This is a genomic window from Paracholeplasma morum, from assembly GCF_016907055.1.
In the GTDB taxonomy this organism is placed as follows: Bacteria; Bacillota_I; Bacilli_A; order Acholeplasmatales; family UBA5453; genus Paracholeplasma; species Paracholeplasma morum.
In genome coordinates, this window is record NZ_JAFBBG010000001.1 from 139,647 (window position 1) to 164,755 (window position 25,109).

The window sequence follows — 25,109 nt, forward strand, 5'->3', positions numbered from 1 at the left end:
CAAGGATATCTAAAAAATATCCTTGTTTTTATTATAGTAAAAATCCCCAACCTACTATACGAGGTGGGGATTTGATTATTTGTTATTATGAATATTAAACGGTAACTGTCTCAAAAAAGACATCGCTAAGTTAAACCAGTTTTGATTGTGAAGGTTTTCTAACTCAAATCGATTTGGATCATCTTCGTCCTTCTTAACCTCTTTAGTGCCTAAGGATATGCCATGCACACCTTGGTTAAATATATGTAAATCCGTAAGAATTTCGTTCTTCTTTAGAGCATTAAAGAGCTTCAGAGAGTTTTCAACAGGGACTGCCGTATCATTAAGTGTATGAAATAAGAATGTAGGTGGCGCATACTTTGTTACTCTTTTTTCGAGTGAAAATAATGCCCTAGTTTTTTCATTGATTTCTCCATACAGTCGCTTAATAGAATCCTCATGCGCAATGTGTTCTTCGCCCGTGATCACTGGATAACAGAGTATCATCGCATAAGGTGCTTGCAGTTGATAGTGTTGATAAGTTAATCCTAGTTTTGCAATGTAATGACCACCACTTGAGAATCCCATTAAGATGATTTTCTTTTTGTCAATTGGATGTGTACTCTCTAGTATATATTGATAAAAAGAAACCAACTCATCAACGACATCTTCTTTAACTAAGATGGATTGTCGATAATAAATGATTCCTACATGATACCCCTCTTGAACCAGTTTGTCCTTAATTGGATTGGCCTCACGAGGCGACGTTCTTTGATAACCTCCACCTGGCGCAATCAAAACGATTGGTCTAGTTGTATCGTCTTGAATGAATAATTCCATGTAATTGTTTGAACTCATTTGAATAATCATTTTAGTTTCTCCATTTTGCTTACGATGAATTTTAGTCCATCAAAATCATTGCTTCTGATGTCAAATTCAAAAATCGAGGTAGTATCCATCAACTCTTTATACTCGCTATAAGTACTCGAGAAGACCGTCATCTCCATTGATGTATGCCCATCATAAACTTCGATAAAGGCCATTTGTTGATTTTGCTTGGTTTTGATGACTGTAATCTTACTAATCATTCCGATGGTTTTCTTTGAGTACTTCGTTAACTCACTTAAGACATCAATTTTATGTTCGATAATATAGTTCTTATAGGCACTAATTGGTGTCATTGACAGGTTAAAGCCTAGGACCATCTTCTCTTTTTCAATTAACGTTTTCAAGTCATATTCATCGAATTTCTTCTCAACAATATCTGAGACAAAAAGTTCATAAGCTTGAACCACCGTGTTACGTTTCTCAAATAATGTACGTTTATTTAGATTAAACCCATCTAGAGCACTACTAAATATCAAAGCTTCAAGTACGCGTTCGGACAGTTCTGTTCTTAACCTGTTCTTAAAATCATCATAGTCCTTGAAAGGACTTTTTTCTCTTTCTTCTTTAATCTTATTTACAGTTTGTGTCCCGATGTTTTTAATCGAAATCAAAGGATAAATAATCCCTTTTTCGGTCCACTTAAATGTGAAATCTGACTGGTTAATGTCTGGTGGTAATACCTTTATGTTTGCTTTTTTGAGTTGGCTTATGTATTGTGTTACTTGATCAATATTAGACGCAACACTAGATAATAATACCGTCATAAAAGCATCAAAGTAATTGGCTTTTAAATAGGCCATTTGATAAGCTACGATCGCATAGGATACTGAATGGCTACGGTTGAAGCCATAATCTGCGAACTTAACGATATAATCATAAATCTTTTCAGCTAATTCAGCGGTTTTGCCATTGGTGACTGCTTTTGAAACAAACTTTTTACGTTCATTTTCTAAGATATCATGATCCTTTTTAGATACACCACGCCTTAATAAATCTGCTTCAGCAAGCGAATAATTCGCAAACTTGCTGGCAATTTGCATGATTTGCTCTTGATAAATAATGATTCCATAGGTTGGTTTTAAAATATCTTCTAACGAAGGATCTACATAGGCATATTTCTGGCCATTTCTTCTTTCGATATAGACATCAATATTATCCATTGGACCTGGTCTAAATAACGCAAGGATTGCAACTAAATCTTCAAAAATGTTTGGTTTAAGTTTAGTTAGAACGCGACGCATCCCAGGTGATTCTAATTGAAACACCCCTTGCGTATCCGCTCTACTCAATAACTCATACGTCTTAGAATCGTCGTATGGGATTTTATTCAAATCGATGTGGGTACCGCGTGATGAGAGCATCTTCAACACTTCTTGGATGATGCTTAAGTTTCTAATGCCTAAGAAGTCAATCTTTAAAAGGCCTAATGACTCAAGATCGCTTGCCTCAAATTGACTTTGATATAGATTTGAAGCTCCTTCTTGAAAAGGAATAATCCGTGATAAATCTTCGTTGGACAAAATAATCCCTGCAGCATGTGTGCCTGTTTGTCTCGGCAATCCTTCTATTTGCTTAGCAAGTTCAAGCAGTTCAAGTGTCTTAGGGTCTGTAATATCATAAGCACTGGTTGCTTGTTTAACGATTCTATTAGTATCTGCAACACTTAGTTCTTGTGTACGACAAATATCTCTAATCGAACTCTTAACTTGGAGGGTTTGAAAAGTTGTGATTGATATTACTCTACGCTTCCCATACTTTTCGGCCACATATTGAATGACCTCATCTCTTCTAGTATCTGGAAAGTCTAAATCGATATCAGGCATGCTAATTCTTTCAGGATTTAAAAACCTCTCAAAAAGAAGTCCGTATTTTATCGGATCTACATTTGTGATTCCAAGACAATAAGAAACCAATGACCCAGCTGCGGAGCCTCTACCAGGCCCTACCATTATGTCATGGGTTTTAGCATATTTCACGAAGTCCCAAACAACCAAAAAGTAATCATTATACCCCATCTTGTCGATGACAGTGAGTTCAAATAACAACCGTTCCTGGTAAGTTTTTAAATCTTTTATGCCTTCTTGTTTAATGCGTTTATTCAACCCAACAATACAAAGATCCATTAGGTAATCTTTAGAATTAAAAGCTTCATCTTCATTAACTTTCGGGAGTTTGAAAGGCTCAAACTGAAATTGGAAAATAGCATTTGAGAAGGCTTCTTCTAAGTTCATAAATACTACTGGATATTCGGAAAAAAGTCTGATGAGTTCATCTTTGTTTTTGAAACTTAAATCGGCATCATCCAATCGTGTATTTAAGTTATTATCAATTTTGATTAGTGCGTCATATGCGTGTTCATCACGAGGCATATAACAGGTTTTATGAAACGGTAATAGTTTAACACCTGTTTCAGATGAGATTTTCTTAAGCAATGGTGCAATCACCATTTCTTCTTTTAATGTTTGAAGTGACAAGCCTATATAAAAGCTTGCTAATTTTTGTTTGTAACTATATACAAGTTCTAAGGCTTGATCGTATTGGTTTTTGTATAAAGCTTTATTGATATCTGAATCCATTCCTGAAGAGACAAATAAAAGACCTTCTTGATATTTAACCAAGTCATTCATCAAGATGTGTTTATCTTTAGACAAATTGATGAGACTGGTTATAACAACAAGGTTTTGATATCCAACTGAGTTTAAGACATATGCATTAAGCGTAAAAGTCTCGCTATTATATACAGATATCCTCATGCCCAAAACGGCTTTTATTCGGTTCTTAGCAAGTTTGAACAGCTTATAGGCAGCGTACAAATTATTATCATCACTGACAAAAATAGTATCATAACCACCCTTAATCGCTTCATCTATAATCGAGTTTAGTTTAACAGTAGACCTAAGCAGACTATATTCAGTTTGAAGATTTAAGAAACCAACCATTTAATCACTTCCTATTAAAAAGTATATCATAGATATCACCCTTTTTTTACCGGCATGTTACTTAGTGTTGTTTTCTTTTCATATAGTAGCTTAACCCAAAATAAAGAATGCCGAGAACTGAAAGTCCTAGAATGATAACAGCCCCGTAACTATGACTATTTGTTGATGTTGTTATGCCTTTTTGGATCTCAATGGTTCTAGTATGGTAGGTGTGGTTACCATATTTGTCTACCACTAAATATAAGGCTTGATATATTCCTTCTTCGTCCTCGATGTTATGTTCGACCAATCTAATCTCACAAAATCCGGTATTATCTATGCAAGTAACCCCTTTTAGAAGATCGATGTCAACGGTACTAGATACGAGCTTATCAGAAGAGACAGATGGTTTTTCCTTGTCTACTACTGATAATTCAATGATATACTCACTTTTATTGTTTGAGTGATCCATTAATGTGTAAACCACATCATAATACCCTACTTTTTTGGTATCTAAGTCGGTTTCGATTATGACGTCCTCTTTAGTTAATTTTGAATGGTTATCCGAGACCTTGAGAATTATACTTTTCGGGTCAAAGAATGTATCGAGAACGATAGATTGACTTCCAGAAGAAAAGAAGATTAATGGCGCTTCATTGTCCATAATTTCAACAAAAGATTCATATAGAGTTGAATTCCCAGACGAATCTACTACCTGTATACTAAAAGGATACTTTCCTACACTAGTATAATCTACCAATGAGTCATCTATATTAATCTCTAATGAGACTGTGTAGTTATCTTGGATAGAATAAAACGTCATTAAATTATGATCTTCACCAATGTTTAAAACTGGATTTTTAATCTCGGTAACGGTTGGGTTTAAATAATCCTTAACTTCGACTGTGATTTCGCTAATGGTTTCATTCAATGACAAGTCTACAAGCTTAATCCAAACTGGATAGTTCCCTACTCTATTCAGATTGACATGTTCGTCCATAACAATAAGCGTTAAATCCGCTAATGAATCATAGTTATCTTCATACGAAATGCTTTTCTTATAGTCAATGCTTTTTATACCTACAGGAACTTCAACTGGATTCATCTTGATTATTTTAGGTGGAACGTTATCTACTATTTTGATGGTTATCTCAACAGTACTAGATTTTTTGTATTTCGGAGAATGTACTCGAAAATAGAGTTTATAAGATTTTACAATACTAGTATTGATGGTTGATACAAACGTATAGTTAACACCGTTTTTTTCATACCAAATAGAGTTGTCCTCATATCCTTCTGCTAAACTAGCATATGGAATATCTAAATATGGCGTTAAATCCGCATTAAGTGGCACTTCAATGGTCGTATTATTCCATATGAATATACCACTTTTAATGTTATCATTCATTGTAAAAATCGGTAAAAATATTAATGCAATAAAAAGTTTAATCATCCTATCACCCAATTAATATATACCGGACTGTTACCTATTTTACTCTAGAAAAAAAACACTCAAATGATTAGTTTGAGTGTTTATCCGTCTAAATGTGTTTTTCGATTTGTTGTTCGCGTTCGGTTAAGAATTGTCTCTTATAAAGTTCAAAATATGCACCACGTTTAGCAAGCAATTCTTTATGAGTTCCTTGTTCAATGATCTTACCACTCGATAGATAGACAATCAAATCACTATTGACAATCGTACTTAATCTATGAGCTACGATAAATGATGTTCTATCTTTCAGTAAAGTGTCGGTTGCTTTTTGAATAACACGTTCGCTTTCTGAATCGATGGATGAAGTAGCTTCGTCCAGAATCAATATTCTTGGATCTGCAAGAATGGCTCGGGCAAACGATAACAATTGTTTTTGTCCGATTGAAAGCTTGTTACCACCTTCACCGACTTCACTTTGATACCCTTTTTCCATTTCTTTAATAAAACCATCTGCACCAATTGCTTTAGCAGCATTAATCACTTCTTCATCCGTTGCATCTAACTTACCGTAACGGATGTTTTCCATGACAGTTCCTGAGAATAGATGAGGTGATTGGAGTACATAACCCAATCGTTTGTGCAACCAATGAAGGCTGCGTTCCTTATAGTTCTTGTTGTCGATTAAGATTTCGCCTTTTGTTGGTTCATAAAATCTTGATAACAAGTTAATAATGGTAGTCTTACCGCTACCTGTATGACCTACAAGTGCAACAGATGTTCCAGCTTTAACCTTAAGGTTAAAATTGTCTAAGATGACTTCGTTATCAATGTATTGGAATGTAACATTATTAAATGACACATCGCCAACAATCGGTTCCCAGTTTTCATATTTCGGACTTAATAAGTCACCATACTTTTCAATTACTTCATCTGTATCATGAATTTCTGGTTTTGTCTCAATTAACTGAATGACACGTTCAGCTGAAGCTTGTGCTTGCTGAAACTGAGCTAAAATACGCGCGATTTGCATAATTGGATCGAAAAACCTAATTGTGTATTCTACAAACGCGTATAGTGTGCCCACACTAATAACCACACCAAGTACATCTGATCCACCTTCATATGAGATCACGCCAATAACAATGTATGAGATCATTAACATGATTGGTGAGAATATTGCACTAAAGAGAATTGCACGCATGCTTGCGCGTTTTAAACTGTGTGTTTTTTCCATGAACTCAAGCGAGTTTTCTTTCTCAATCGCTAGACTCTTAGTAGTTTTTGCGCCCATGAATGATTCGTTATAGGAAGCGGTGACCTGAGAGTTTATTTTTCTTGATTCACGATAGCCTAATAAGATTTTTCTTCTAAAATAGATAGCAGTAACTGCCATCACAGGAATGGTTAAAGTCACTATTAAAGCCAGTTTAACGTTCATTATGAACATAATCACAAGGATTACGAGCATAATCATTCCACTCCATAAGAAGTCAACTAATCCCCATGAAATGATATTCGCTAATCTTCTTGAGTCAGAAGTCATTCTCGCCATAACCCACCCCTGAGGGGTTTTATCAAAATAGGAGAATGATAATCTTTGTAGGGTTTCAAATGATTGTTTACGAAGTTCGTAGTTTACTGAAACTTCGATTTTCCCTGCTTGATATATGAATCCCCAAATAGTGAATCCAAATAAAACTGCTATTACAATGTTAATAATTACAAACGGAACGAATGTATCAAATTCTTTAGCCTTGAAGAAAGTGTCAATAGCGTATTTATTCAGTAGCGGTGTTAGTGATTCTAATAACGCTAGACCTACTACAAATATAATAAGCAACGTGACATTTTTCTTAGACTTTAGAACGGTCTTTAATATTTTTTTCCAAGTGTTGAAGTTCACTTTTTCTTCTTTAAACTCTTGTTCTTCAAAGTTCATTATTTCGCCTCCTCTATCAATTGCATAAATTCAGCTTCTAGTTGACCTTGGATTTCCCATAGTTTTTGATATAGTCCCGGTTTCTTCGAAAGTGTTTCGTGAACACCAATATCTGATATCTTACCTTCTTCAAGAACAACGATCACGTCTGCTTGTTTAGCAGTTGTGATACGATGTGTAATAATAACTGTTGTCGATTTAGAATCTCGGTCATTTAACGCATTTCTGATCATCATATCAGTTTCAGTGTCAACAGCTGATAATGAGTCGTCAAATACTAAAATAGGTTTATTATCAATCAAGATTCTGGCAATGGCAACGCGTTGTTTTTGGCCACCTGACAACGTTGTTCCTCTTTCACCAACAATGGTGTCATACCCTTTTTCAAATGAAGAGATGTCTTTTTCAATAGCCGCGATTTGTGCCGCTTTTAAAACGTTATCTCTGTCAACGGTTGGATTTGAGATTGCAATGTTATCATAAACAGTTTTTGAGAATAAAAACGGTTCTTGTAAAACAATCCCCATCTGTTTTCTCAAGTAATGTTTTTCTATATTCTTGATATTTACATCGTCAATAAATATGTCCCCTGACGAGGTTTCAAGCATTCTTGACAACAAATTAATGATGGTTGTCTTACCGCTACCTGTGCGACCAATAATCGCGACAGTTTGTCCAGCTTCAACCTTGAAGCTTACACCATTCAATAGGCTATTTTTGCCGTCAGGGAATTGGAAATGTACATCTTTGAATTCGATTTTCCCCTTAATCTCTGGTGTGAGTGTTCCATTAACTTCGAACTCGCTTTTCTTCTCAAGGATTTCAAAAATTCTTTGAGTAGAAACTAAGGCGCGTCCAAAATCACCAATCATTCTTCCAAGACCTCTAATTGGCCATATTAACATTCCGAGTAACATTAATACTGCAATAATTTGTCCACCAGTTATGTCGCCGTTATTTCTAACAAAAATAACACCGATCATGATGGTAACTAAATACTGTAGCATTGCTATTGTGTCTGAGAATCCCCAGTATTTTGAGGAAATAGATTGGAACTTAAGATATTCATCGCTATATTTTTTATTCTTTTTTTCTAATTTTTCGATTTCAAAAGATTCATTGGCAAACGCTCTAACGATTTTTGAACCTGAAAGGTTTTCTTGAATAACTGTCATCATTCCAGACTCAGTTTCTTCAATGACCTTGAATGATTTATCAACTTTTTTGAAAAACCACACAGAGGCTATCGCAGAGATTGGTACCATTGAAAGTGCAACCAATACCATGGTTGGGCTAATTACAAAGATTTGTACTGCCCCAAATATAACTGTAGCAAATAGTCTGAAAAATTCAGGAATTCTGTTTGAGACAAAGTTACTCATTGCCTCGATATCGGATGTAACTCTTTGAACTAAATCTCCAGTGTCCGCATTATTATGATACGTATAATCAAGAGATTGAATATGATTATATAAGCGGTTTCTTAATTTTTCACTAATGTTTTCTGTCAAACGTCCTCTTAAGTAGTCTTCCATAAAGACCATCGTAAAACGTAGAAGTTGATAGAAAACTAATGAACTTGCAACAATTAAAATAATTGTTTTCTTGTCATTGCTCAACTTAAATATATCTGTGATGAACGAAGGAAAATTGGCAGTAGAGGTACCAACATCTAGAATATCGATGATATATTGTGTGAACAAAGGCACATACGAATAGGTTAATCTATTCAGTACTACGAATATGATAATCAAAAACAGTACTGGATAAAAGCCTTTTGAAACGGATAATAACTGTTTAAAACGCATACTATGCCCTCCTTACGTTCAACTAATAATTGTACTAAAAAGAGATGTGAAAGTCAATGTGCAAGGTGCACGTTTTTTTCCGCTATATTTCCTTATTAATGCGATTTTCTATGACCAATAGTAGTTTTCTTTAATGTATTTTTTTCGCTCTGATATATACTCTGTTACTTTGACAGCGTCTTTATATTTATGGATTTTAGCATATTTAGAAGCCAGTATATATCCATAAAAGTGAATTAGGATATGATTATTCATCACAAACTTATCTATAAAAACAATATTTCTTAAGGTATGTATGCAGTCCGGGTTATCTTTCGTTTTATGAAGATAGTCTAAAATGTGTGTTTCAATCCTATGTAGTTTAGTCTTATCAATTTGATTGAAGGCGTGTTCAAAATTGGCTTTATCTTCAATAATCCAAAATGCAATCGATTTGACAAAAGCTGATGCTTGATCATCCAGAATAATCATGTCAACAATGGACTGATCGCTGTTATAACACAACTTATTGAGATAGCCCATTGATCGAATTGAGTGACATTCACTCACCTTTTCTAATTTGAGAAAATAGTCCGGTGGCGCAATAAACTGCCCATAAGCTAGAAAGTCCGCATCAATCTCTTTTACGAAGTGTTCAAGTTTGTGCTTTCGAAGTAGTAACGTTGTTTCTTCGTATTTTTTTTCTATAAAAGTGAAATTCCCACTTAACAATGCGAGTTTATACTCCATGACTTTAATCCATATTTGAAGCTTCGAATTCTCAACAGGGGTTTCTTTCATCAAATCTAGGTAATTTACAGCAGATGTATAATCTTCTGTGATATAAGAATAGTGAGCAAAAGTCATCATTAGTATACTACTTTCAATGGCTTTCATTTTATCAATTTGGTTTAAGAGTAATGTCACATGCATTTCTGATCCATGAATTTCTTTGTTGATAATTCTTAAAGTAAAATCTATGAGTTTGGCTTGAAAATCATCTCTCGAGTCGATTAAGTCGAGTAGGTCAGAATAATCCTCTTTGGTTTTCAATACGACGCTAAGTAGCTCATCATACCAATAAGACATGTTTTGGTTAATTAAAAGTACATCCTCATTAATTGATAACTCATTAACAATTCGTTTACCATTTTTATGAGTAACTTGAATGATGTTATTTTCCAGCTTACTCAAATAAGAGATGGACATTTTAGTTTTCTTACTAATGTACTCTAGTGTTTTCTTTTGTTTAATCCTATGATACTTTAATGTGGTTCCAATCATCGGTTTTGGATCATACTCTTTCTTCAAGGAGTTCCTTATTTCGTTTAATTTGTGATTTGGTTTCATGTATTGTTATTATCCCTTTCTATTAATCCAACAAACATTGTACATGATAAGAGTGAATAACAAAAATATTTTTTTTCATAAAAAAAGTAATTTCTGAAACGAAATTACTCTATATTATTTTTTTACCTTAAATTCGTACTTACAATCCTTGAAAAACGGGCAGTCATCGCATTTAGGATTTTTTGCCAAACAATGATATCGTCCAAAAAAAATCATTTGGTGGTGTACTTTTAACCACGAACTTCTTGGTATTTTCCGATTAAGTTTTTGTTCAATTTGGAGAACATTGTCCATTTTCTTGGCAAGTCCTAATCGCACTGAAATTCTAGCTACGTGAGTATCTACTGCAAGTGCTGGAATATCAAAGGCATTAGATAATACGACATTTGCAGTTTTTCTACCAACACCGGGTAATGATTCTAAGTCTGCCCTTTTGTTTGGAACTTGTGAATCATAGGATTCATATAGAATTCTTGCTAGCTCAATGATGTTTTTCGCTTTATTTCGGTATAGACCGATTGTTTTTATATGCGATTCCACATCTTCTTGTGTTGCTTTACTTAAAGCCTCAGGCGTCTGATATGCTTCAAATAGCGTTTTCGTAACTTTGTTAACTGCTTTGTCTGTTGTTTGGGCAGATAAAACAACTGCGATCAATAGTTCAAATGGGTTAGTATAATCGAGTTCAGCTTTTGCATTTGGAAACATCTCATTAAGCGTGCTTAAGAAAAACTCTATATTCATCTTATGCCTCTAATTAGTTTATGAATTGTTTCTTTTTTCGACTCATTGATTTCTTCTTTGAACTCATCCTTACTTCTTAATACACGGTCCATATAGTTGGTTGTTTTTCGGTTGTGGTTTCTGCATGTTTCAAGTGCTTTATCCATCTCTTCTTTTGTAAAGCCTTCAATAAACCATTCTTTAATCATTTCTAAATCAAAAGGTGTTACAGATTTCTTGAAAGTTTCTTCGATTTGTTGAATGATTAATTGAATGTCTTTTTCTTGTTTGGATTGATTTACGATTTGGATGTCTGCTTTAAACAGTTCTTCAATTTTAGTGAATAATGGATCTAAAGAGAATACCTCTTTTTCTTTTCCATCAGACTTCAATTCAAGTTCTGTATGCACTAGGTTTCTTTCGATTAAGTGATTGAACACTTCACCTGTTCTTTGTGTGTTTAGGTTGGTCAGTTTGGCTAAAGCTTGCACAGAAACGTTTAATTTTTTCTTTTCAAGCAAAGTAATAAGTGCAGATAATATCACTATTTCATCTGGAGATACTCCTAGACGTGTTTGTTCTTTCAATAAAAGTTTATGGGCATTTAAGTACCCATCTTCGATTAATCTTTTAAGCATGGTTACTCCTTTGCAAGGCGACTTAACGCTTCTTTAGCTGCATTTTGCTCAGCTTCTTTTTTGCTCTTACCTTTTCCTAACCCGAGAATAATGTCATCCATTCTAACACTGACAGTGAAAACCCTGTCGTGTGATGGGCCTGATTGATTCTCTAAGTAATAAGAGATGTTTCTTCTATCTGTTTGAACCAACTCTTGTAAAGTGGACTTATAATCTTTAATGTCTAGTACTTGATCTAAATAAGGCACAACGATACGAGCGAAAAGTTTTTTCGCTTCATTAAAACCTTTTTCTAAATACACAGCCCCAAAAATGGCTTCAAATGCATTCGATACTATGGAAGGGGTATCTCGTCCATTCGATAATTCTCCACCTTTTCCTAATAAAAGAAAACTAGGTAGTCCGATTTGAACAGAATATTGATATAATGCTTCTTCGCATACAGCTTGTGCTCTTTTCTTTGACATTTCTCCTTCAGTTGGAATTCCTTTTTTAAACAAAAGTTCTCCCATTAATAATCCGATAACAGCGTCTCCTAAAAACTCAAGTCGCTCATTATTTGGGCAATTATTTTCATTTGCATATGTAGAATGCGTTATTGCTTGTTTTAATAACTCTTTATCTTTGAACTCAACGCCCAAAATATTCTCTAATGTCTTAATGTTACTCACTACTTTCTATAAATTCAATGTCTTTTAATGCATCGCTAACCTTCGCGACAATTTCGTTTTTGACGAACAATCTCGCTTGTCTAATTGCGTTAGAGAACGCATATGCATTAGACGATCCATGTGCCTTTATGACTGGTGCATTGATACCAAAAATCATGGCTCCACCAATCTCTGAAGCATCCATACGTTTTTGGAATCTCTTCAAATTCTTTTTCATGAATAAGTATCCAATTTTACCACCGATTGAAGACTTAATTTCTTCTTTTAGCATGCTCCCCATTGCTTTAGCTGTTCCTTCAATGGTTTTCATCATTATGTTACCTGTATACCCATCTGTAAGGATAATATTAGCAGTGGTGGACATAATTTCTTTACCTTCGATGTTTCCAAGAAAGTTAATTATAGGGGATTCTTTAAGAAGTTTAAAGGTTTCTTTTTCAAGTTCTCTACCCTTACCTTCTTCTGTTCCAATATTCATTAAAGCAACTGTTGGATTATCTATACCTAAATAGGACTTTGCCGTCACAGTCGCATAAATAGCAAGTTCAAGCATATGTTCAGGTCTAAGTTCAATATTAGCCCCAACATCCAGTAAAATCCTGCCTTTTTGGTCTAGAGATGGAATAATTGGAGCAAGTGCTACGCGGTGCATTTTTTCCATTCTTTTAATGATTAGATGGGCACCAACGATTAAGGCTTGTGTTGGCCCTGCGCTAACAACTGCTTGTTCTTGACCTTCTTTAACCGAACGCATAGCTTTAACTAAAGATGCGTCTTTCATGGATCTAATCGCAGAAACAGGGTCTTTAATACCCATGTCTATCACTTGTGTCGTATGAACAATCTTTACTCTATTATCACTCTTTAAATGTTTCTTAATCTCTTGTTCATCTCCATAAAGAACAAGTTCAATATCGTCAAACTTACTTAAAGCAAGTTCACACCCTTTTACAATCTCAATTGGGGCGTTGTCGCCTCCCATGGCATCTATCGCTATTTTAATCATAGTATCCTCCATTTTTATTCATTATATCATACATTAAGACATATCTTAATGTTAATTTCATGTTCAAAGCATTAAGGTTTTAGTCCGTTTATTTTCCTGTAATACGAGTCCAATGTTTTAGTTTTCAATATGGTATATGCGTCAAGTTTTGCCTTAGTAAATAGATCAAAATCATCGGTAATATTCGCATAATCAAATCTCAAAATACCACTTTGTCTTACCCCTAAAAACTCTCCTGGTCCTCGTTGTTTCAAATCGTATTCTGATAACATAAATCCATCGGTAGTTTTTGAGAACAAACTAAGTCTTTCGATGTCTGAATCTTTTGAAAGTACATAACAGTAACTTTGAAGATCGCTTCTTCCAACCCGTCCTCTTAATTGGTGAAGTTGGCTAAGACCAAAATACTCTCCATCAAAAATAACCATCATGGTTGCGTCTTTAATATCCAATCCTACTTCAACAACAGTTGTGGATACAAGTATTCCACCTTTTGAATTAGCGAAAGAGTCCAGTGTATCATTTTTTTCTTTTGACGAGAGCTTGCCATGCAATAAATAGACATCGTGTTCTTTAAAGACTGCAGAGGCTCTTTCATATAAACTAAGCACGGTTTCTCCACGTTCTAAGGCATCAATGGATGGTGCAATAAAATACGCTTTATGACCAAGATTAAGTTCTTTTTTGACATGTTCAAACACTGCATGCTCCTGTGTACCTGAAAAGTACCTAGTGATTATTTCTTTTCTGCCTTGTGGCTTTTCCTTAATGACGGATATTTCCATATCGCCAAAAAGTACAATCGCAAGTGTTCTTGGAATAGGTGTTGCCGTTAGATAAACGACATCAGCATTACCTTTATCTTTAAGTGTTTCTCTGGTTTCTACGCCAAAACGGTGTTGTTCATCAATAATCACAAAGCCTAAATTATGGAAAACGACATCTTCTTCAACCAGTGCATGTGTCCCAATTAAGAAATCGATTTTTCCTGCTTTTAAGTCTTCTTTAAGTTGTTTTTTATCCTTGGTTGAACCTGTCAACAAACCGACTTTCATATCTTTAAAAGTCGACTTGAAAAACTCATAGTGTTGGAATGCTAATAATTCTGTAGGCGCCATCAATGCACTTTGAAACCCACTGGTTTTAGCGCCCATAACAGCAATCCCAACGACAATCGTCTTACCAGAACCAACATCACCTTGAATGAGTCTTTTTGTTGGATGAGGTTTCTTAAAGTCTCTAAAAATATCATTAACCGCGTCTTTTTGATCTTGGGTTAACTCAAATGGGATATCTTTAATAAATGATTTGACTTGAGAAAGATCATAGTGTTTTATCGCTTTCGAGTCGTTTTCCAATTCTAATCTTTGTCTCATTAAATCATATTGAAAGGCTAGAGCTTCTTCATATTTAAGTCTGGTATAACACTTTTTTATGTCTTGTTCAGATTTTGGTTTATGGATCAATTCAATCATATCTTTACGATTAATTAAATGATGTTTTTCTATGAGTTGTGGTGGCAATGTTTCATAAATATCTACTTGTTGATAGGCGAAAATATTCGATATTATTTTGGAGACTACGGTATCATAAATCCCTTCAAGCCCATAAACTGGTTTAAACTCTGTCTCCATCTTTTTTGTAAGTATTTGTGAAGCTGTGATAAGTTTCTTCTTTTTCTCAAACTTACCTTTAACTGTTAACTCCATGTTTTCTATCAGTTGATCTTTCAGGTATTCTCTTCTAAAAGCGACAACTTTTACGATTTCATGTTCAACCAATAATTCAAAATGAAGGCTTTTTAATGATCCTCTATGGTTGACTATTTTTGGGATAGATACCAAGGTGCCCTTAACTGTAATAATGGATTTATCTACAGCCAACAGTAAAGAATCCTCAGTAAAGGATTCGTACTTTTTTGGATACCTCGTTACCAAGTCATAGGTCGTGAATATTCCATTATGATTAAATTCTAATTGGAGTTGTTTTCCTACCCCTTTAACTTGTATGATATTTGTCATATATAACACCTTGTAAAGGTATTATAACATTTTTTCATGATTTGAAAAAAAGGATGTTTCCATTTAAGGAATCATCCATTATTCTCTAGATTGTTTTTCTAAGTATAGATCAGCGAGTGCTATTGCACAAGCAGCTTCAATCACCACTAATGCACGTCTCGCAATACAGGCGTCATGTCTGCCTTTGATTTGTAAAGTTTTGATTTGCTTAGACTCAAAGTCAAAGGTTTCCTGAGGTAAAAAGATTGAACTTGCTGGTTTGATAAAGACTCTAAGTACGATATCGTTCCCGTTTGTAATCCCACCATTAATTCCACCGTTATGATTGGTGATTGTTTTTCCTTTTTCATCGATAATCAAATCATTAAACTCTGATCCCTTTAAGGTTATCCCTTTAAATCCAACACCAAACTCTACACCTTTTACTGCTGGTATTGAAAATAACATATGGCTTATTTTGGATTCTACTGAATCAAAAAACGGCTCACCTAAACCAATTTCTGGATTCTTCACAGTGATTTCAATAATGCCACCAACTGAATCAAATGATTCACTAATCTCTTTTAGATAACTGTCCAATCCATTAAGGTCTGTTAAGTCTCCTACTTGAATTAACTTGGATTCAATCTGATGGTTAGTAAGCATTTTGGCAAACGCTCCGGCAGCAACAATCGTAGTTGTAAGACGTCCTGAGAAGTGTCCGCCACCTCTATTATCATTGAAGCCTTTGTATTTATTATATGCGACAAAATCAGCATGACCAGGTCTTGGTTGGGTTAATAAGTTTTTATAGTCCTCGCTACGTTTATTCATGTTTTCAAACATAACGTGAATCGGTGACCCAGTCGTATATCCATTTAAGATTCCTGATGTAATAACCGGGTTATCATCTTCAACTCTAAGGGTAGTGCCGACCGCACCAGCTTTTCTTCTTTGTAGATCATTTAAGAGTAACGACTCATCAAAAAGAACGCCAGGTTTCATCCCATCGATTATAACACCAATCGCACTTTGGTGACTTTCACCATAGATACTTATCCTAAATAAATTGCCAAATTGATTCATTCTATTACCTCCAACAATCTTTCATATAATACATTTGGTTCAGGAATCTTTAAATCATTCCATAGTATTTGAGCTTTGAGTGCTTGTCCAATTAACATGATAGATCCATTGATTCCGAAGTTAACCATTTTCATCAATAGTGTTTCACGAGGATTGTAAATTAGGTCTATCACAATATTTGTTTTTGAAGCTACACTGTTTGAAACTGGCATTTGATTAACGTTTGGGGTTGTGCCTACAGGTGTTGTGTTGACGATACAATGAATCTTTTCTAGCTTATCCAAGAACGCATAGGACTTTGTAAGTTGATTTGTGGATGGGTGTTCATTTCTTGATATAATAACAGATTTCGCACCAACTTGATTGAGTGCGTAGCATACTGCCTTTGAAGCACCGCCAGATCCTAAAACATACACTACCTGATTATTTAGATTAATGTGATAGTAGTCTAGAATAGCCTTAAAACCAATGTAATCGGTGTTATCACCAATCAGTTTTTCTTCTTTCATATAAAGCGTGTTAACTGCATTGATTTTTCGGGCATGCTCAGTAAGTTCATCACAAAAGTCAATAATTGACTCTTTGTAAGGAATGGTAACATTCAACCCTTTATAGTGTCCGTTTCTGAGTTGATTAACATGAGAAGATACTTCCAATAAATCTTTAGAATCCAATATGTCATAGCTAATTCTTAAAGATAGAATCTCACCTATTTTTTCATGAATCTTTTTTGAGTATGAGTAGCTAATGTCTTTACCAACTAAACCATATCTACTCATAATGATCCTCTTGAAACTTCCTTGATATTCTCAAGAGTTCCTCAAAAAACATATCATAATAAGGCTTAAGTTTATCATCATTAAACAAATGGCCTTTTGATTGTTTAATCATTTCTTCTCTTTTTGCATCAAAAACTGGTAGATGATTGGCCTTCTTATATTCTAAGACACTACCTACTTCATTCATACGTTGTTTGAATAACTCCATCATTTTCATATCGATATCATCGATGTTTTTTCGAGCTATTTCTAGTTTATTCATACTCAATCACACCACCTAATTTTTGATAATCTTCAAAGAATGTTGGATAAGACTTGTTGATGGCTTCTGCATTTTTAATACGGATTGGACCATCTACTTTTATTGCGGCAATCGCAAGAGTCATAACGATTCTGTGGTCATTCCAAGAATCTAAATCCATACATGATCTGAGTGTTTTAACACCTTGGATTTTCATACCATCTTTAGTCTCGGTAATCTTTGCTCCAAGTTTTCTAAGTTCGGTTGATATACTAGTAATTCGATCAGATTCTTTAATTCTAAGTCTAGACGCGTTTATTATCTCTGACTTACCTTCTGATAAAGCGCATAATAAAGCCAAAATCGGACCTATGTCTGGAGATTGAGATAGATCATGTATTTGACCAATCGTCTTAGATTTTTTGGCCGTTATAGAGCCATTTCCAATCATTATGTCTCCATTCATATTTTCGATGAATTCTATCATTCTTTCATCTGCTTGATGCGTGTTTATATCCAGCCGCTTAAGTTCTATATTTGCCCCTAAAACACCTGCTGCCAAGAAGAATGCAGCTTGTGAAAAATCGCCAGGAATCTCATAATCGTTTTTACGATAACTTTGATTTCCTTTGATGTAAAATATGTTGTTTTTAACCATGATATCTATACCAAACTTCTTCAGAATAAATATCGTCATTAAGACATAATCCTTTGATTCGATTGGGGTGTCAATGATGAGTTTCGAATCCCCATCTACCATTGGTAAAGCAAATAGCAAACCAGTGATAAATTGAGAGGAAATATCGCCTCTCATATGATATTCACCAGACTTGATTTTTCCTTTGACTCTTAGTGGTAAATTTTCCGAAATCTCTTCATATTGAAGTCCCATTTGCTTAAAAAGACTAATGTACTCTGAAAGTGGTCTTTTACGGAGCCCTGGTTTACCGTCAAACGTGACTTCGCCTTCATTTAAGAGGGCAATCGGGATTAGAAATCTCAAGGTAGAACCAGATTCATTACAGTTAAGTGTTTCAGTTGGAAGTGATAAACCGTTGCTATCAACGATGATTTCTTCTTGGTTGATTTGAAACTTGATCCCCATCTTACTTAAGACATCTATTGTCGCATAGGTGTCTTCAGATAGAAGTGGTTTAATAATTCTTGATTGTCCTTTCGAAAGGGCTGCTGCAATTAATGCCCTGTGTGTCAAAGACTTTGAAGAAATCATATCTAATGTTCCACCACTAATGGGTTTCTTTATGATAACATTCATAGATTTCCTCCTTCGTAATTGGGTAGATAATGGAATCGCCAATGTCTTTTACTAGAATTAAGTTTAGTTTACCATTTTTAAACTTTTTATCGAATAGTAATTGATCTATTAGTTTTAACGGTTCTTCTTTTAATTGTCCAAGATCATATTTATCCATCACGTTATGCATTCGTTTTAAAACCATTTTATTCGTAATGTTTAGTTTAATTCCCGTCTTAACGGCAAGAACCATTCCTTCAGCTACTGCGAACCCATGGGGAGTCGTATAACCACTTTTTTGTTCAATCGCATGCCCAAATGAATGCCCGAAATTCAGTAACATTCTCAAGTTTTCTTCTTTAGGATCAAGGTCAACGATATGTTTTTTGACCAATATACTTCGTTCTAACATTTCTAGTAATCCAATGGAATTGTTTTCTAGTTTTTCGAATAAAATCGAATCTTTTATCATGGCTGCTTTAATAATTTCTGCCATACCATTTTTGTATTCTTTATCAGGAAGTGTTTCTAAAAAAACAGGATCAATGATAACAGCTTTTGGTGTATAAAATGCACCCACAAGATTCTTACCCTGTTTTGTATTGATACCGGTTTTTCCGCCAATACTTGAATCAATCATACTTAATAAAGAGGTTGGAATTTGTATATAATCAATCCCTCTATAGAGTGTTGCTGATACAAAACCAGCCAAATCTCCGATAACACCACCGCCAAATGCAATGATTAAGCTGTTTCTTTTTATGCCTTTTGAAATTAAAGAATTAATAACACTCTCGTAAGTTATAAACGATTTAGATGATTCACCTGATTTGACAACTTCAAAAATAGGATCTTTTTCTAATGATTCTATAAGTCTTTTTGCATGGATATGATACAAAATCTCATCTGTTATTACAAAAACTTCTTGATAATTCTTCGTATAGGATTTTAGATCATTCATTGAATTAAAGTCTAAATGAATGTCATAAGATCCAGTTTCAATTGGCATATTAATGATCATTTGAACTCTCTCCTTCTTTGGGTTGATTTGATGAACAATGATTTTAATGCTTCTCGATCATTGTTACTGATTGCTTCTTTTATTTTGTCTAGTTCTTGTTCGAATACATTGATAGCTTGTAATAAATTATCTTTGTTCTCAAAGAATAGTTCACTCCAAAGCAATTCATTAATGACGGCAATTCGAGTTAAATCTCTATAGGAGTCCCCTGTAAAGGACTCTGTTTTCTCATGTGTGTTTGAGTTAACTAAGGCAACTGCCATCGCATGAGGTAATTGTGAGGTATATCCAATCAATTCGTCATGTTCTTCTGGTGTGATGATACTCACCCGTTTAAACCCCAAATCATTGGCCAATTGCCGAATCGCGAGAATAGCATCTTCACTTGAGTGCTTTGTCGGAGTGATAATGAAGTTGGCATTCTTAAACATTAAAGAACTCGCGTTTTCTATGCCTCTTTTTTCTCTTCCGGCCATTGGATGATGACTACAGTATTTAACGCCTTTAGGAAGAATCTCTTCGATTGACCTTGTCATATCTTTTTTAATCCCAGATACATCTGTAATGATCTGGTTATTTTGTAATCGGTGACTGTGTTCTTTAATAAAAGCAACATTATCTGTTGGATAAAAACCCAAGATTATCATTTCTGAGTCTTTGATGTACTCTAATCCTGCCTTCAAGATGAAATGATGTTTAAGCGCATAATCAATCGTTTTCTCGTGAGGATCATATCCATATACTTCATGTCCAGCCTTGGTTAGCCCTTCGGCATAAGAGCCCCCAATCAGACCTAATCCAGCGATAAATACCTTCATACTATATCTCTTTATCTAACACTTCGGCAAGTTTTTTTAGAGAATCCATCATGTGATCAAACTTGTCAAGTTTTAAGGATTGAGCTCCGTCACTTAGGGCATGTTCTGGATCAGGGTGTATTTCAACGATGATTCCATCCGCACCTACAGCCAAACTTGCCATAGAAAGCTTTTCAATCATTGAGTATTTTCCAGCAGCATGTGAAGGATCAATTACGACAGGTAAATGAGACAACTCTTGAATCGCAAGAACGGCACTGATGTCTAGTGTGTTACGAGTATACTTCTCAAATGTACGTATGCCTCTTTCACATAGAATAACATTAGGGTTCCCACTTGCCATAATGTATTCTGCGCTCATTAACCATTCTTCAATGGTTGATGATAACCCTCTTTTTAGCAATATTGGTTTTTGAGTTCTCGCACCTATTTGTTTTAATAGATGAAAGTTTTGCATATTACGCGCCCCAATTTGATAAATATCGACATAAGGTTCAAACGCCTCAATCATATCTTCACTCATAATCTCCGATACAACTGCCATATCAAACTCATCTGCGACTTTTCTTAATATTTCTAGCCCTTCAACTCCCATTCCTTGAAATGCATAAGGGCTTGTTCTAGGTTTAAATGCGCCACCTCTTAAAACGGTTGCACCACTTGCTTTAGCACGTTTTGCAATTTCATAAGTATTCTCATAGGACTCTACTGAACAAGGTCCAGCCATCACTATAAATTTATCTCCACCTATTTCCAGGCCATTTCTTATTTTGATGATTGAGTCTGTTTTCTTGAATGATCTAGATGCCAGTTTATAAGGTGTAGATACTCTCGTGACTTGAGATACCCCTTCAAAGGCTTCTAAATCGGTTGCATTTAGACTCTTTGTGTCCCCAATAATCCCAAAAACCATGATGTTTTGAGAAGAGACATCCTTTATCTCAAAACCTTTTTGGATTAAAAATGCAGTTATTCGATCAAATTCGGTTCTTGTTGCTTGTGGTTTCATTTGTACAATCATTGTTATATCCTCCTGGGTAAAAAAGAAAAATCCTTAGGAATGTCCTAAGGATAGTGTGTTATCATTTAGTACATTTCCTATTATATTCAGCATAAAAAGGAATGCACTACATTCCTTTAATCTAGATAATAATAGTAATAGGAAATACTTCTTCTGATACTTAGCATTGTTAATCAAGCCTTCTTTTTAAAAATATTATCATAGAAAAGCCTTAATTACAACACCTTTCGTATGCTTTAATAAAACGTAAATTCTTAATCGCAACGATACCATGCCATTTGAATGATTGAACATCAAACCCTTCATCGTCATTCATCCATGTCCAGGTAATATCCCAATAACTTCCTTTGAAAGTCTTTTTTAGATAATCCAGTGATGCTTTGACTAAATCGATATCCATTCCATAGTTTGAAGGTTCTAGTGGATAATCTATTGGCGTGGTAGCATAGCCTTCCCACATGGTTACCGGTGTAATTGAGTTTCTAATTTGATTAAATAGGACGTCTTTGAATGTTTCGTAGTTCCCTAAGTCTTTCATGACTTGATAAAGATAAGCGATACAAATTAGATCGTGTTTTTCACTAGTTGGGTTATTCATAAATCCTTCTATAAGGTTATTGGCGATATTGAACGCTTTGTTATAAAGAGCTCTTTTCTTGGGCGTTAAAATCAATATCGAAGCCAAGATTGAAGCAGTTGGATTATAAGGCGTCGTTTCTTTCGGATGTTTCCACCAAACTGCACAAGGAAAATCATTATTGGATTCAATCGTAATTGGCCAGCGATCATTTAATAAGGTTTGATCTAGATACTTTAAAGCTTCTTCAACCATCGGGGATGAAAACTCATCTAAGTTGGAGGCGTTAACACCGAGATCAGTCAATACTTCAAGGGCAACAGACGTTTGAAAAGGGGATGAGTTGGGATTCGTTAAGTCTGGTTCAACCCCATGAAACCCACCATCTTCATTTTGAAATAAAGACAATGAGATAATGGCATTCTCATTAGAATCTCCCATAAAGTGATAGTTGAAGATGGCAACTTCTAAGTCTCTAGCCTGATTATATAATTTATTCTTTATTGCATCAAAATCGATCATCTTTGTCTCCTAACAGTTAAAAAGCACTATTTAGTGCTTTCTTTTTTTAATAAATCTCTAATTTCTTGAAGTAGTTGAATGTCTTCTGGTACAACCACTGGTTTTGGATTTGCTTTTTCAAGTTCTTCTTGGCGTTGTTTTTCTTCAAGAAGTTTGCGTTCTTTTCTAGCTTGTCCTTTAACCAATTGGACAATAAATACATATATAAATAGTGCGATAATTAAAAATTCAAAAGTTACTTGAATGAAGTTACCATAACGCATAGATGCGTAAATTGGTTGGTTGTCTGCATTAACACCAATTTGTCTAATGTTCCAAACCAAGTCTTTGAAATCTGCTTCGCCAGCAAGTGCAGCGATTAAAGGGAAAATAATGTCATTAATCATTGAAGACACAATCTTACCGAAAGCACCACCCATAATGACCCCAATAGCTAAATCAAGAATGTTACCTCTACTAATAAAAGCCTTAAATCCACTAAGAAGTTTCATATTACTGCCCCTTTCACTAACTTATATACTTAATTATATCACTTATTCTTTGAATAACATCCACATTTAGTGCATTTAAACGCTTATTGCTTTGGTGGCCTCCATCAAATAAAACGACTTCAACTCCCATTGCCTTGGCAACCTCATAATCGTGTATCGTATCCCCAATATAGATGACTTCATCTTTGTTAATTTGGTTGTCGTTCATAAACGAAATACCACGTTCAACTTTACCAACTGCTTTGACATTATCTGTTCCAATCACGTAGTCAAAGTACTTTTCAATCTTGAAATGTTTAATTTGTTCTTTCAAGTTATCGGTTTGAGATGCCGACAATAAAACATTTTTCATGTCGTGTGACTTTATGTAACTGAGGGTCTCTATCACATCTTTATGCAATGATTCTTTTAAACTTAAAGGTTGATATAACTCAATAAACCAATTAGACAGTGCATCAAATGAGATATTCTCAAATGAAATGCCTGCTTCTTGATAATAGTCTTTGATTGGAAATCCGAAGATATCTTTATAGTTTTCGACCGTTATCGGTTGTTTATATTGTTGGGCTAACATCTGATTCAATAAATCTAGACAAAGCTCTAAATCATCTAAAATGGTTCCGTTAAAATCCCATATTACGTACTTTTTCATTTGTGATAAGGGTGTCCTTTCAATATTTGAAATGCGCGATAGATTTGTTCTACTAAGATAACGCGCATTAATTGGTGTGGAAATGTCATCTTTGAGAAACTAAGTAAATACTGACATCTATCTTCAACTGCTTTAGTAAATCCATAAGACCCACCAATGATAAAAGTAATATCTTTTTGTTGATAAGTCATAATATGATCGAATTTTTGAGCAAAGGCTTCACTAGATAGAGCGTCACCTTTAATCGCTAATCCGATGCAGTAATCTTGATCTTTAACCTTCTCTAAAATTCTTTTCTCTTCAATGACCATACCTTCTTTATGCTTTTCATCTTGAACTTCGATCATTTCAAACGGATAAGGCATTTGTTTAATATAGTCTTGCATAGCTTGTAACAAATAATTCTGTTTGATTTTTCCAACGCCGATTACAGTGATTTTCATAGTTCAATTACCTCCAAAGGTTCTTGAGAAGCAAAATAGACTTTATAATTATTAATATCTAATTGATGTGCCATAAAGACATCTTCATATGTTTTGTGGATTTTTTCTTTCGTATTACATTCGCTAGAAATATGTGCCATAATAATCGTCTTTGTTTTAGGGCCTACTAGCTGTGACAAATAATAGGCAGAGTCTTCATTAGACAAATGACCTTTTTCAGTTAGAATTCTATGAATCGTATAATAAGGTCGATTAGACTGTTTAAGCAATACTGGATCATGATTCGACTCAAAATAGTAAAGATCACAATTTTTGAGCGGTTCGATATTGGATTCACGGATATAACCTGTATCTGTAATATAGCCGATTTTCTCAGTCTTTGTTTCAAAGATAAATCCCAAAGGTTCAATCGCATCGTGTGATAACGGCAAAGGTGTCACCTTAATACTGCCAAGATTAAAAGGCGAATATGCTTCAATCATTCTTAGATGGTCTCTAATTGTATCATGGTTAAGAAACTTCATCGCTTCAATGGTCCCTTTTGAGGTATATAATGGCACATTGAGTGTTTTAAAAAGCACATTGATTCCTCTAACATGGTCAATATGTTCGTGTGTTAAAAGCACATGTGTCACGTCTTTAATGTTTAAACCTTTAGCTAAAAAAGCATCACTAATACGTTTAAAGGTTACACCTGCATCAATTAATATTTTTACGTTTTCGTGTTCAAGATAGGTTGCATTTCCTGATGAACCACTTGCAATAGAGTATAGTTTCAAAATATCACCAAACCTATTTTAACATGAACCCCTTTTATAACCAATAATATTGTATATTAAGCCTTTTGTGTGAGATTGTGAAAACCAATAAAA

Annotated in this window: 23 protein-coding genes; all 23 read right to left on the bottom strand. The window is 34.6% G+C overall.

Annotated features, from left to right (window positions below; translation table 11 throughout):
- Positions 1 to 75: 75 nt before the first annotated feature.
- Entirely contained in the window at positions 76 to 849 is a 774-nt protein-coding gene (locus JN09_RS00650) for an alpha/beta hydrolase (protein ID WP_204431869.1), read from the bottom strand.
- Complete coding sequence (locus JN09_RS00655) at positions 846 to 3,806, bottom strand: DNA polymerase III subunit alpha (RefSeq protein ID WP_204431870.1); 2,961 nt, start codon at positions 3,804 to 3,806, stop codon at positions 846 to 848. Before JN09_RS00655 ends, JN09_RS00650 begins: the two co-directional genes overlap by 4 nt.
- 61 nt (positions 3,807 to 3,867) lie before the next feature.
- The gene (locus JN09_RS00660; protein ID WP_204431871.1) at positions 3,868 to 5,238 is read right to left on the bottom strand and encodes a hypothetical protein; all 1,371 of its coding nucleotides are present in this window, start codon (positions 5,236 to 5,238) and stop codon (positions 3,868 to 3,870) included.
- Between the two features lie 88 nt (positions 5,239 to 5,326).
- On the bottom strand, positions 5,327 to 7,156 hold the full coding sequence (locus tag JN09_RS00665) for an ABC transporter ATP-binding protein (protein ID WP_204431872.1): 1,830 nt from the start codon (positions 7,154 to 7,156) through the stop codon (positions 5,327 to 5,329).
- Complete coding sequence (locus JN09_RS00670) at positions 7,156 to 8,964, bottom strand: ABC transporter ATP-binding protein (protein ID WP_204431873.1); 1,809 nt, start codon at positions 8,962 to 8,964, stop codon at positions 7,156 to 7,158. The genes JN09_RS00665 and JN09_RS00670 overlap by 1 nt, the downstream gene beginning before the upstream one ends.
- 108 nt (positions 8,965 to 9,072) lie before the next feature.
- Complete coding sequence (locus tag JN09_RS00675) at positions 9,073 to 10,254, bottom strand: helix-turn-helix domain-containing protein (protein WP_204431874.1); 1,182 nt, start codon at positions 10,252 to 10,254, stop codon at positions 9,073 to 9,075.
- Between the two features lie 153 nt (positions 10,255 to 10,407).
- On the bottom strand, positions 10,408 to 11,037 hold the full coding sequence (gene nth, locus JN09_RS00680; RefSeq protein WP_204431875.1) for an endonuclease III: 630 nt from the start codon (positions 11,035 to 11,037) through the stop codon (positions 10,408 to 10,410).
- Positions 11,034 to 11,654 carry a DnaD domain protein gene (locus tag JN09_RS00685; RefSeq protein ID WP_204431876.1) on the bottom strand — a complete coding sequence of 207 codons (621 nt, stop codon included), beginning with the start codon at positions 11,652 to 11,654 and terminating at the stop codon, positions 11,034 to 11,036. Before JN09_RS00685 ends, nth begins: the two co-directional genes overlap by 4 nt.
- A 2-nt stretch (positions 11,655 to 11,656) precedes the next feature.
- Complete coding sequence (gene rnc, locus JN09_RS00690; RefSeq protein ID WP_308699509.1) at positions 11,657 to 12,325, bottom strand: ribonuclease III; 669 nt, start codon at positions 12,323 to 12,325, stop codon at positions 11,657 to 11,659.
- A complete protein-coding gene (plsX, locus tag JN09_RS00695) occupies positions 12,318 to 13,331 on the bottom strand; it encodes a phosphate acyltransferase PlsX (protein WP_204431877.1) in 1,014 nt (337 codons plus the stop codon). Before plsX ends, rnc begins: the two co-directional genes overlap by 8 nt.
- Before the next feature lie 71 nt (positions 13,332 to 13,402).
- Entirely contained in the window at positions 13,403 to 15,352 is a 1,950-nt protein-coding gene (locus tag JN09_RS00700; protein WP_204431878.1) for an ATP-dependent DNA helicase RecG, read from the bottom strand.
- Between the two features lie 78 nt (positions 15,353 to 15,430).
- Positions 15,431 to 16,417, bottom strand: coding sequence for a chorismate synthase (locus tag JN09_RS00705; protein ID WP_204431879.1), 987 nt, complete (start codon positions 16,415 to 16,417; stop codon positions 15,431 to 15,433).
- Positions 16,414 to 17,196 carry a shikimate dehydrogenase family protein gene (locus JN09_RS00710; protein WP_204431880.1) on the bottom strand — a complete coding sequence of 261 codons (783 nt, stop codon included), beginning with the start codon at positions 17,194 to 17,196 and terminating at the stop codon, positions 16,414 to 16,416. Before JN09_RS00710 ends, JN09_RS00705 begins: the two co-directional genes overlap by 4 nt.
- Positions 17,189 to 17,458 (bottom strand): chorismate mutase, encoded by a 270-nt coding sequence (locus JN09_RS00715; RefSeq protein ID WP_204431881.1) that lies wholly within the window; start codon positions 17,456 to 17,458, stop codon positions 17,189 to 17,191. Before JN09_RS00715 ends, JN09_RS00710 begins: the two co-directional genes overlap by 8 nt.
- The gene (gene aroA, locus JN09_RS00720) at positions 17,451 to 18,713 is read right to left on the bottom strand and encodes a 3-phosphoshikimate 1-carboxyvinyltransferase (RefSeq protein WP_204431882.1); all 1,263 of its coding nucleotides are present in this window, start codon (positions 18,711 to 18,713) and stop codon (positions 17,451 to 17,453) included. Before aroA ends, JN09_RS00715 begins: the two co-directional genes overlap by 8 nt.
- A complete protein-coding gene (gene aroB / locus JN09_RS00725; protein WP_204431883.1) occupies positions 18,685 to 19,713 on the bottom strand; it encodes a 3-dehydroquinate synthase in 1,029 nt (342 codons plus the stop codon). Before aroB ends, aroA begins: the two co-directional genes overlap by 29 nt.
- Positions 19,710 to 20,531 (bottom strand): prephenate dehydrogenase, encoded by an 822-nt coding sequence (locus JN09_RS00730; protein ID WP_204431884.1) that lies wholly within the window; start codon positions 20,529 to 20,531, stop codon positions 19,710 to 19,712. The genes aroB and JN09_RS00730 overlap by 4 nt, the downstream gene beginning before the upstream one ends.
- Position 20,532: 1 nt before the next feature.
- Positions 20,533 to 21,552 carry a 3-deoxy-7-phosphoheptulonate synthase gene (aroF, locus tag JN09_RS00735; protein WP_204431885.1) on the bottom strand — a complete coding sequence of 340 codons (1,020 nt, stop codon included), beginning with the start codon at positions 21,550 to 21,552 and terminating at the stop codon, positions 20,533 to 20,535.
- 211 nt (positions 21,553 to 21,763) lie between these two features.
- Complete coding sequence (locus JN09_RS00740; protein ID WP_204431886.1) at positions 21,764 to 22,651, bottom strand: hypothetical protein; 888 nt, start codon at positions 22,649 to 22,651, stop codon at positions 21,764 to 21,766.
- 26 nt (positions 22,652 to 22,677) lie between these two features.
- Positions 22,678 to 23,142, bottom strand: coding sequence for a large conductance mechanosensitive channel protein MscL (gene mscL / locus JN09_RS00745; RefSeq protein WP_204431887.1), 465 nt, complete (start codon positions 23,140 to 23,142; stop codon positions 22,678 to 22,680).
- A gap of 16 nt (positions 23,143 to 23,158) precedes the next feature.
- A complete protein-coding gene (locus tag JN09_RS00750; RefSeq protein ID WP_204431888.1) occupies positions 23,159 to 23,794 on the bottom strand; it encodes an HAD family hydrolase in 636 nt (211 codons plus the stop codon).
- Positions 23,791 to 24,237, bottom strand: a complete 447-nt coding sequence (rlmH, locus tag JN09_RS00755; RefSeq protein WP_204431889.1) for a 23S rRNA (pseudouridine(1915)-N(3))-methyltransferase RlmH — start codon at positions 24,235 to 24,237, stop codon at positions 23,791 to 23,793. The genes JN09_RS00750 and rlmH overlap by 4 nt, the downstream gene beginning before the upstream one ends.
- Positions 24,234 to 25,016 carry an MBL fold metallo-hydrolase gene (locus JN09_RS00760; protein ID WP_204431890.1) on the bottom strand — a complete coding sequence of 261 codons (783 nt, stop codon included), beginning with the start codon at positions 25,014 to 25,016 and terminating at the stop codon, positions 24,234 to 24,236. The genes rlmH and JN09_RS00760 overlap by 4 nt, the downstream gene beginning before the upstream one ends.
- Positions 25,017 to 25,109 lie beyond the last annotated feature (93 nt).